The sequence below is a fragment of the Brevibacillus jepli genome (assembly GCF_047229145.1).
Classification (GTDB): Bacteria; Bacillota; Bacilli; order Brevibacillales; family Brevibacillaceae; genus Brevibacillus.
In genome coordinates this window covers 55,342-65,125 of sequence record NZ_JBFEFW010000031.1, presented here as the reverse complement: position 1 = coordinate 65,125, position 9,784 = coordinate 55,342, and the positions used below count along the sequence as shown (strand labels likewise).

13 protein-coding genes are annotated in these 9,784 nt (G+C 44.8%); 2 read left to right on the top strand and 11 right to left on the bottom strand.

The genetic code is table 11. The features are described from left to right. Nucleotides 1–239: 239 nt before the first annotated feature. Together AB1L17_RS25715 and AB1L17_RS25710 are read right to left on the bottom strand one after the other, a co-directional pair. A complete protein-coding gene (locus tag AB1L17_RS25715) occupies nucleotides 240–473 on the bottom strand; it encodes a hypothetical protein (RefSeq protein WP_007716307.1) in 234 nt (77 codons plus the stop codon). Between the two features lie 115 nt (nucleotides 474–588). Further along, nucleotides 589–1,242 carry a stage II sporulation protein M gene (locus AB1L17_RS25710; RefSeq protein ID WP_412847862.1) on the bottom strand — a complete coding sequence of 218 codons (654 nt, stop codon included), beginning with the start codon at nucleotides 1,240–1,242 and terminating at the stop codon, nucleotides 589–591. 125 nt (nucleotides 1,243–1,367) lie between these two features. On the opposite strand from AB1L17_RS25710, the gene pdaB reads away from it, so the two are divergent. Then, entirely contained in the window at nucleotides 1,368–2,138 is a 771-nt protein-coding gene (gene pdaB / locus AB1L17_RS25705) for a polysaccharide deacetylase family sporulation protein PdaB (protein ID WP_412847861.1), read from the top strand. Nucleotides 2,139–2,163: 25 nt separating this feature from the next. Here pdaB and AB1L17_RS25700 read toward each other — a convergent pair whose 3' ends face one another. Next, the gene (locus AB1L17_RS25700) at nucleotides 2,164–2,751 is read right to left on the bottom strand and encodes a KinB-signaling pathway activation protein (RefSeq protein WP_412847860.1); all 588 of its coding nucleotides are present in this window, start codon (nucleotides 2,749–2,751) and stop codon (nucleotides 2,164–2,166) included. Nucleotides 2,752–2,876: 125 nt separating this feature from the next. Here AB1L17_RS25700 and gerD point away from each other — a divergent pair, with 125 nt between their 5' ends. Continuing rightward, the gene (gene gerD / locus AB1L17_RS25695) at nucleotides 2,877–3,509 is read left to right on the top strand and encodes a spore germination lipoprotein GerD (RefSeq protein WP_412847859.1); all 633 of its coding nucleotides are present in this window, start codon (nucleotides 2,877–2,879) and stop codon (nucleotides 3,507–3,509) included. Nucleotides 3,510–3,559: 50 nt separating this feature from the next. Here gerD and AB1L17_RS25690 read toward each other — a convergent pair whose 3' ends face one another. The 8 genes from AB1L17_RS25690 to AB1L17_RS25655 form a co-directional block, all read right to left on the bottom strand. Then, complete coding sequence (locus AB1L17_RS25690; protein ID WP_088910295.1) at nucleotides 3,560–4,672, bottom strand: iron-sulfur carrier protein/transcriptional regulator SalA; 1,113 nt, start codon at nucleotides 4,670–4,672, stop codon at nucleotides 3,560–3,562. 109 nt (nucleotides 4,673–4,781) lie between these two features. Next, nucleotides 4,782–5,498, bottom strand: a complete 717-nt coding sequence (gene cwlD, locus AB1L17_RS25685) for an N-acetylmuramoyl-L-alanine amidase CwlD (RefSeq protein ID WP_412847858.1) — start codon at nucleotides 5,496–5,498, stop codon at nucleotides 4,782–4,784. A gap of 203 nt (nucleotides 5,499–5,701) precedes the next feature. Further along, nucleotides 5,702–6,202 carry a YpjP family protein gene (locus AB1L17_RS25680; RefSeq protein WP_412847857.1) on the bottom strand — a complete coding sequence of 167 codons (501 nt, stop codon included), beginning with the start codon at nucleotides 6,200–6,202 and terminating at the stop codon, nucleotides 5,702–5,704. 32 nt (nucleotides 6,203–6,234) lie between these two features. Continuing rightward, complete coding sequence (locus AB1L17_RS25675; RefSeq protein WP_412847856.1) at nucleotides 6,235–6,549, bottom strand: DUF3986 family protein; 315 nt, start codon at nucleotides 6,547–6,549, stop codon at nucleotides 6,235–6,237. A gap of 602 nt (nucleotides 6,550–7,151) precedes the next feature. Next, nucleotides 7,152–7,544 (bottom strand): 30S ribosomal protein S9, encoded by a 393-nt coding sequence (gene rpsI, locus AB1L17_RS25670; protein ID WP_005828788.1) that lies wholly within the window; start codon nucleotides 7,542–7,544, stop codon nucleotides 7,152–7,154. A 20-nt stretch (nucleotides 7,545–7,564) separates the two neighbouring features. Next, nucleotides 7,565–8,002, bottom strand: a complete 438-nt coding sequence (gene rplM / locus AB1L17_RS25665) for a 50S ribosomal protein L13 (protein ID WP_012684005.1) — start codon at nucleotides 8,000–8,002, stop codon at nucleotides 7,565–7,567. A gap of 253 nt (nucleotides 8,003–8,255) precedes the next feature. After that, nucleotides 8,256–8,990: a tRNA pseudouridine(38-40) synthase TruA gene (gene truA, locus AB1L17_RS25660; protein ID WP_412847855.1), complete on the bottom strand. Its 735-nt coding sequence runs from the start codon at nucleotides 8,988–8,990 to the stop codon at nucleotides 8,256–8,258. After that, nucleotides 8,987–9,784 (bottom strand): energy-coupling factor transporter transmembrane component T family protein, encoded by a 798-nt coding sequence (locus tag AB1L17_RS25655; RefSeq protein ID WP_412847854.1) that lies wholly within the window; start codon nucleotides 9,782–9,784, stop codon nucleotides 8,987–8,989. The genes truA and AB1L17_RS25655 overlap by 4 nt, the downstream gene beginning before the upstream one ends.

The window sequence follows — 9,784 nt, the reverse complement described above, 5'->3', positions numbered from 1 at the left end:
GCCGCCAGCGTTCGTCCTGAGCCAGGATCAAACTCTCCAATAAAGTTTGTTACTGGTTCAAAGCTGGCAAATCATTTAATGATAGACTCATTAACGCTTTCGCTGTTCAGTTTTCAAGGAGCAATCGTGTTGCTTTCCTGTCCTCAGTGTTCATCGTTTTTTGTGATGGCGTCTTAAGGACAAGAATTAATCTATCATGTTACCTATCTTTGAGTCAATATGTTTTTTAAAAAAAGTTTTCACGTGTAATGTTCCTCCCCGAGCTTTCTGCGTCTAACATACTTGGATAACTCATTTGGAGAGGCGATCCTAGCGTACATACGAAACATGATGGAGTACCTTTCCTCCATGGCCCGCTTCACTAATTGATCAATTCGTTTATCACTAAAATCAAGGAGCATCTCTTCCAGCTCACGCTTTAACAAATATTCTAGTTCCTGTACTTCTTTTGTATTAAACAAAAACCCTAGCAACGATATCGCCCTCCGCCTTACGAGTCTCTCCTCTATCCTTTCCATCAAAATTCAGCCCTATTCAAATTAAAAAGCCATCCGTTTAGGAAGGCTTCAATTTGTTCGCAAATCAGAATTATTTCAGTAAGTTCAATTGCTGCAGTTGTTGCCCCACTGTTTCCTTGAGAATGGTTGGGGTAATCGTGCTCTCCACAACAGCTGCGATAAACAGCAGAACGATAACAGTCAGGACAGCTACTGGAAATTGCTTGAGCGTATCGTACCAGTCATTTTTCAATCGTGGTAGCTTATGAGGCTGAATTAACACTCCCACAGATCGCAGGCTCAGAACCCCTAGTCGAATACCGACTCCCGCTGCAAACAGTATAGCTGGGAGTTCGAAAATGCCGTGTGGCAATATTCCAGCGCTAAAAATAAGCCATGGACTTACTCCTACAGCACTGGATTTGGAAATGATAAACCCAAGCAGCACTCCATTTGCGAGCATTCCAATTATGGGAAAGAATGCAAAAAATATTCCCAATGCCATCATCATTAGTGCACTAAGAACATTATTCGAAAAAATCATCCAAAACATGGCCAAAGGTCCGCCGCCGTTTTCTTTAATCCGCTCGGCGAGTTCCTTTAATTGTCCCATCAGGCTACCGACCATGCCTTCAACAATCGGCGCTTGAATATAACCAATCAAGGCGCCCCCAAAAAATAGTAAGCATGCGGCGAAGAAAAATTTTCGGTTATCAAGCCACAAATTCCGCAATCGAATGCCCATGAACCACACCCCTTTACTGCCTCTTCATTCACTATATGCATTGTACCTCAACAATAGCCAACAGGCCAAAGAATATCCTTGTCTTCCCTGCATAAACTGTTATCGGACAAAGGAGGTGCTTATCCATGAAATTCATTTACGTGATCAGTGCGAAACGACTCAAGCAAATCTTGATTATCGTCGCAGCCATCGTACTCACAGCTGGAATTGGTTATGCACAACGAGATTCAATCGCTGCCTTTGCTGAAGGTGCCAGCACGCAAGCCCCCCAAGCTATTTATAAGGTCGACACCAAGGAAAAGAAGATCGCCCTTACCTTTGACATTAGCTGGGGAGAGACCCGAGCATTGCCGATACTGGATATTTTAAAAGAGAAAAAGGTAAACAAGGCAACCTTTTTCCTCTCCTCCCCTTGGAGTCAAAGACATCCAGACATCTTGAAACGCTTGAAGGAAGACGGCTTAGAAATCGGTTCGCACGGCCACAAGCATGACAACTACAGCAAATATTCCGATGAAGAAATTCGCACCCAAATAGCCAAAGCTGACTCCATTCTCACCGAAATGACTGGAAAAAAACCAGCGCTCATTCGGATGCCAAATGGTGATTTTGACAAACGAGTGCTGGAAATCGCGAATCGCATGGGTTATACAGTCATCCAATGGGATACGGACTCCAAAGATTGGACCAATCCCGGTACAGATGTGATCATCAATAATGTATTATCCAAAGCTCATCCAGGAGACATCGTCCTCATGCATGCGAGTGATTCCGCCAAAGATACACACCTTGCCCTCCCTGTTATTATTGATCAGTTACGCAAGGATGGGTACGAGTTCGTTACGGTATCTGAGCTAATTGCGGGTACAAGTGTGGAAAGCAAAGAAATTAATTAAAGCAAAAAAGCTGACCTCTGTTGGGTCAGCTTTCTCTTTTTACCAGACGATGCAATTGCATGACTTGCCAGACGTTACAAAACAATAGTGGAACGAGCATGGACAGCGTTGCACGCACATTATCTTCCTTCAGTGCAGGAATCCATTCTAGTGACGTGACGACAAACATAAAGAACATCGTTGGTATCCATGCAGATTTATTAGTTAGACTCACTTTTCCATAGGCGGTAACAACGGCAACAATCAATAATAGCGTAGGTTCAATAAAATAAGGGCCAAACCCTTTTCCTTCACCCAAAGACGTATAGCGAAGATAAATCATATCAAAAAAAACGAACAAGATAAGAAATACTTGGACACTTTTCCACATAGAAGGCGTTTTAAATATCGTTTTGGCGAAATAATTAATTGTCATATACGCAAAGAAACCCATCTGCGCCACAATACTAATGGTCATTCCATACAATAAATACATGAACAAGCCCACAAAAAAGTTACCTGTACTTCCTTCGACCAGCTTGTCCAAATCAAAAATAAGGGCAACCAGGATTCCACCTAATCCCCCAAGCAAGAGCGTGGTAATAAAAAGCCAGCCATACTTACGTAAACTCACCAAGTATTCCCTCCCATCCACATCGAATATGATTGTACCAATGGATACAAGAAAATACTAGCGTAAGAACAAAACAAAATGCACACGTTACTTGTAGGCAGAGTAAAGAAGGAGGTGTCCACCCCATGAGAAACAAGACAATGTCTTTTTGTTTAACCGCTCTTGTCTGTCTGGTGCTGACCAGTTGCGGGGGTGGCGGACAAGCGCAAAGTTCGTCTCAGCCTGATTATAAAAGCGTCAAAGACATGGTGCTGGACATATTGCAGACGGACGAAGCGAAGCAATCAGTAAGCAAGATGATGAAGGATGAAAAGTTCAAGCAAAGCCTGATGTTGGACGAGTCCACTGTGCGAACCACTTTGATTCAAAGCATGACCAATCCAAATAGTCCGCACATTAAAGAGGCGTTTAAAGACCCGAAATTCGCTAGCGCAATGGCGAAATCCATGAAAAACGAGCAAAAAACGCTCATGAAGGACCTGATGAAGGACCCTGAATACCAAAAAGAGCTCATAAGCGTTATGAAAGACCCTGAGTTTGAAAAAAATTTGATGGACCTCATGAAAAGCTCTGCCTATCGTCAACAAACTATGCAGGTGATGAAGGATTCCTTGCAAAGCCCTTTGTTCCAAGCTGAACTCATGAAGATCATGACCAAAGTATCTGAGGACATGACAAAACCAAAGGAGCTCAAGTCAAAGAAAAAAGGGAAAGGAAAAGAAGGTGGCGATGGGGGCGGGGGCGGCAGTTCGTCCTAAACGTAAAGGTGAGCTCTTTTTAAAGAGCCCACCTTTTTTTACGTACATTTTTATCGTTTTACAGCTTCTCCGCATTTTTCTACAACACGTTTTGCCATATCGATGTAAAGCTGACCAATTTCCGTCTTTTCTCCATAGATGGATGGGGAATAATCCGGTTCAGATGGATGATTATCCGGTTGGCCCAGCGGAATTTGAGCAAGCAGCTCACATGCCAATGTCTCAGCCAGCTTAGCTCCTCCGCCGCGTCCGAATACGTACTCTTTAGAACCATCCTTCGCTTCATACCAAGCCATGTTCTCTACGATACCAAGGATCTCATGACCTGTACGTTTTGCCATGGCGCCTGCCCGAGCAGCTACAAACGCTGCTGTAGCATGAGGCGTCGTCACGACAATCTCCATGCTTTGCGGAATCATTGTGTGTACATCGAGGGCCATATCCCCCGTTCCTGGAGGCAAGTCCAGCAGGAGGTAATCCAATTCTTCTCCCCAATGCACTTCCGTGAAAAAGTTACGAAGCATTTTACCCAGCATAGGACCTCGCCAGATGATCGGGGAGTTGTCCTCTACAAAGAAGCCCATGGACATAACCTTTACATTTTGCTTTTCAACAGGCAAAATGGTTTCTCCAATTACGGTTGGTCGTTGTTCAATATTCATCATATCGGGCACACTAAATCCGTAAATGTCTGCGTCGATAATGCCAACCTTTTTGCCTAAACGAGCGAGGGCAACGGCCAGGTTCACTGTCACCGTTGACTTCCCAACGCCGCCTTTTCCGGATGTGACAGCAATAAAAGTCGTATTGGAATCCTTCGCCAAAATCGGGTTCAAAAGAGGAGCTTGTCCCGGTGTCATGTTATGTGTTTGCCCACCTTGGTTCTTGCGGAGTTGGGCAGACAGAGCAGCTCGTTCCTCGTCTGTCATTGAACCGAATTGCAGGCGTACCTCTTCGGCTCCTAGCGCTTTTACTGCTGCAATGACATCGTCCTCGATCTTGGCTTTGAGCGGACAGCCTGAGATCGTCAAAACGACTGTGAGGCTGACTGTCTTTCCTTCAATATGGATATCCCGAATCATGTTGAGCTCGACCAAGCTACGATTAATCTCAGGGTCTTTTACGTCGCGTAATGCTTCGAGAACCTGTTCTCTGGTCAACATACTGGTTCACCTCATCTATGATCTTTTCAAACATTTTCATGCTGGTATTACGAGCGTATGCGCGTTCATTATAGCATATTCGGGCGGTCGGGACACGACCACCGCCCTCTTAAGGTGCAATTGGTGCTTTTTCTCCCGAATACTGACGCAATATCCCCTGATAAATGGCATTCGCCATCGCCTTTTGGTATTCGACGCTCTGGAGACGCTTTGCTTCCTCCGTATTACTGACAAAGCCTACTTCAACCAATACAGCCGGGCAATTAACTTCCCGAATCAGGAATACATTGTTTGTCTTACTAGGAACCCGATCCGTATGACCAATCACCCGTTTGATCTCATCTTGTATCAGATAGGAAACTTCTGCACTCTTTTTAAAGCTGGGAGAATAAAAAGTCTGCGCTCCCGACCATTTCGGAGAAGGGATGGAATTCACATGTATGCTGACCAAAAAATCCGGTGTACTATCATTGACCAGCTTCACCCGGTTTCGAATGTCCTCCGATTTTCGTTTGCGTAGCTGGTCGGCATCTGGACTCGCCAAATCCTTGTCCTCTTCCCTCGTCATGACCACAAACGCTCCAGACTGCTGGAGAAAATCTCGCAAATACATGCTAATTGCCAACGTCACTTCCTTTTCCACCACATCGCCGGCTTTCGACACGGCACCGCCGTCTTTCCCCCCATGTCCTGGGTCAATCGCTATGACCGTTCCCGTCAATGGCAGTGACCATGCCTGCCAGGAAGAGCGATCCGGTGATTCGTAGGTGAACAACAGCATGAGTACAGCGAAAGCCAATATCCAGCCTACTCCTTTTCGTGTCAAAGTGTATCGTCCCCTTTGTCCCATTCTCGTTCCATCTTATGGACAAACATGGACAAATATACCCGTTTGTGAAAAGGAAAAAACGCCACACACTGGATTACATACTGTTTTTCCAATGCGTGGCGTTACTGCACGTAGGTCCACTTATTCTCTTGTCATCATCGGATCAAGATTAGAGGATTCTCTGACATTCCGGAAATATCCTACCAGCCACCGGGCTTATCTTTTCCCATATAAATATTAGCAATATCATGGTGATCTGCCATATTGGGACTAATATGATAATGAACCCACAGATAGTATCCATCGGATTTTTTTAATAACTTAGCATCCAATCTGAAAATTTCCGTTTTATCGCTAAGTATAGCGAAGACTCTTTCACCGCCCCCTGGCCCTTTCACAGAAAGATCTTTAGCTGATTCCAAAAGATCATCAAGCTTTTTCTTCACACCTGGCCATACATCATCTGCAATCTTTTTCCCTAATTTCTTAACTGCAAATTCTGCTGCTTTTATGATTATTCTGGCAACGATTGGAGCAACCTGTTTTTTCTCTTTCAGTTCCGACTCTCTCATTGAACTCGAAAGATTCTGTTTAGTTGTTACTTGAGCATCATGATCTGCTGCGGCTACAGTAGAAGTCCCCACGACACCCGTAAAAACAAACGAAACCGCTAATACAAGCGATACTATCTTCTTAAACATTTAAAAATCTACCACCTTTTCTTTCATTGATTTCATGTTTCCTTGTACATGTATACTGATTTATCTTTCGCATTACGAAGAAGAACCTTGTTGACCCATTGTGCAAACATCTCATTGATTTCTTCGCTGTCTAACTGATCTTTTTCATAGTGGAAAATTACTACATCTAATTGAGTATCATTCTCTTCATTTAGGTCATCATGTATATCCGAAAAGAGAACATCCCAACCATTTCCGTTTTTCTTTTTCCATACAGTACCTTCGATATCAAATCCATCTTCCTGGTAAGAAACATGAAAATGATGATCCGTTACGTACAATCGCTCCATTTTTTCCCAATCTAACATTCTTTCCACTCTCCCATTTCTCATGATTCACTTTTTCATATGTTGAATTTTCAAGCCAAGAGTATTAGTGGCTCTATGATTGATTTTTATGCGTTATTCCACCACCTGACTCATGCGGTCAGTGATCGAATCGGGAGACCAGATTTCAGCCATCCTCCAGCAATGTATCGCTCTCGTTCGTCCGATTTCACTCATGAGCACTCGTAAAATGATAGTGGTTGAGTTCACACGAGCAGACCATTCCTGGTAGATACAGTCGTACCAGCAGCTATGTAGCTTCACACTTCATAGTTACTATCCCATATGACACCTCCTGACATTATAAAATTATTACAAATTATACCATTTTTACAACTGCTTTCAATATAAAATTTACTTTTTTTGGTAATTCATAATACAAACCGATTTAGACTGACATACTCTGCTCATCAGTTAGATCACGGCGGGGCATTCTGGAAGTAGGCGGAAATTTTATGAACATAGACGCCAAAACAATAGTAGCGTTGCTCTATAGAGGGCGATTTGGAGGGGCGTTCGAAGAAAAAATTAAAGCCCCTGACCAATGAAGGCCAAGGGCAATAATGTTGATAATTGAAAGCTTCTTAGCGCTTGGAGAATTGAGGTGCGCGACGAGCTGCTTTCAAGCCGTATTTCTTACGCTCTTTCATACGAGGATCGCGAGTCAGGAAGCCAGCGCGTTTCAGAGCGCCGCGCAGTTCCGGATCTGCTTTCAGCAGAGCGCGAGCAACGCCGTGACGGATAGCACCAGCTTGGCCAGTAGTTCCGCCGCCGTTTACGTTAACCAGAACATCGTAACGACCAAGAGTTTCAGTCAGAACGAGTGGTTGTTTTACGATCAATTTCAGTGTTTCCAAACCAAAGTAAGTGTCCATTTCACGCTTGTTGATCACGATGCGACCTTCACCTGGAACCAGGCGAACGCGTGCTACGGAGTGCTTACGACGACCTGTACCGTAGTATTGTACTTGTGCCACGTATATTTCCTCCCTTTACCTTAACCGCGAATTTGCCAAACTTCTGGTTTTTGTGCTGCGTGCGGGTGCTCAGTTCCAGCGTATACTTTCAGCTTGGTGAACATTTGACGTCCCAGGCTGTTTTTAGGCAGCATGCCTTTTACCGCCAGTTCGAACATACGATCTGGTCTCTTGTTCAGCATTGCGCCAGCAGTGGTCTTTTTCAAACCACCTGGATACAGGGAGTGAGTGTAGTAAATTTTGTCATTCAGTTTGTTACCAGTCAATTTCACTTTGTCAGCGTTGATTACGATTACGAAATCGCCAGCGTCAACGTGAGGAGTGAATTCTGGTTTCAGTTTTCCGCGCAGGATAGAAGCTACTTCGCTCGCCAGACGACCCAGCGTTTGGCCTTCAGCGTCAACGATGTACCATTTGCGCTCAACTTCGAGCGGTTTCGCCATATATGTGGTACGCATTTTTGTCCCTCCTAAATATCTTACCTAACACATATCCATCTACTTATAACCAAAACAACCGAAACTTGCAATGGAAGATAATTGCTGTTACGGGTGAGCAACTCTTCCAGGTGTTCCATGTATTCACGATCTTGTCTTTCAATCCCGGGGCTAGAGTGGGGCTAGGCGGGGTTAAAATACCAAGGAATATCGTACTACATAGACGCCTTATAGTCAAGTGCTGCTCGTTCTCTAATAGTTGGAAATCAGAGAACTAGTAGACAACCTCCCACATGGTCAGACCCTTGGCTGGTGCTGTCTTGCCTGCCTTTTCCCGATCACATGCGGAGAGGATCTCCTTCAGTTCAGAAGCGTTTCTTTTTCCTTGCCCTACTTCAACCAAAGTACCCACAATAATTCGCACCATGTTGTACAAAAAACCGTTTCCTCGACATGTTACCCATACCTCGTCACCGATTTTTTCCACGGTTAGCCCGTACACAGTCCGAACCTTGTCCTCCACGAATGTCTTAGCCGAGCAAAAGGAAGTAAAATCATGCTCACCTACCAAATGAAGTGCAGCCTGCTGCATCGCGTCCACATCTAATGGAAACCGGATATGATCAGCGTACCGATGCCGAAATACATTTGCCACTGGATTGTTGTCGATACAATATCGATATTCTTTCACCTGCACGTCAAAACGCGCATGAAAAGAGGCATCGACCTCTTCGACTGTCCGAATGACAATGGAATCAGGCAATTGGTTGTTCAACACAAAACGCCATTTATCCATCGGAATGTTACTCGCCGTGTCAAAGTGAATCACTTGACCGCGTGCATGAACACCCGCATCTGTCCGGCCTGAACCAAAGACTTGGATATCCTCTCCGGTTACCCTCTTCAATGCGGCCTCGATTTCCCCCTGGACCGTTACTTGATCCGGCTGTACCTGAAAACCGCTGAAGTCAGTCCCATCGTATGCCAATACACATCGCAGTCTCTTCATGTACGCCACCATCCAATCACGATAACCAAGATTACGCCTACAACAGCTACGACCACATCACGCCAGGAAAACACCAGCTTATTCAGCCGCGTTCGTCCCACTCCCCCACGATAGCCCCGCGCCTCCATCGCCAAAGCCAGTTCTTCTGCACGCCGGAACGCACTGACAAACAGTGGTATGGCAATCGGAATCAGGTTTTTGGCTCTGCGCACGAGACTTCCGCTGGTGAAATTGGCCCCTCTGGCGGTCTGAGCCTTGATGATTTTATCCGTTTCTTCCATCAGGGTCGGAATGAACCGGAGTGCAATCGACATCATCAGGGCAATATCATGAACCGGTATGCCGATCTTCCCTAGCGGTCTAAGCAAACGCTCCAAACCTTCCGTCAAATCGATTGGAGAGGTGGTCAGTGTCAGCAAGGAACTGATGAGAATCAACAGTCCCAAGCGTATAGAAATAAAGATCGCCTGGCGAACTCCCTGTTCTTCTACTGTAAACCATCCCCACTGAAAATAGACCGTCCCGCCTTTTGTTATGAAAATATGCATGACGACGGTAAATATAATCAGGATCCAGACTGGCTTTAAGCTGTTTAATATATAGGACAATGAAAGCCTAGAAAGAAGTGCAGCATACAAGGTAAAGCCAATGAGTATGGCGTACGTAACCGTATTGTTCGCCAAAAAAATCAAGGTCGCAAAAAGAATGATGAAAAGAAGCTTACTTCGCGGATCTGCACGATGTAAAAAAGATTGCCCGGGTACATATTGACCAATTGCGATATTCTGCAGCAT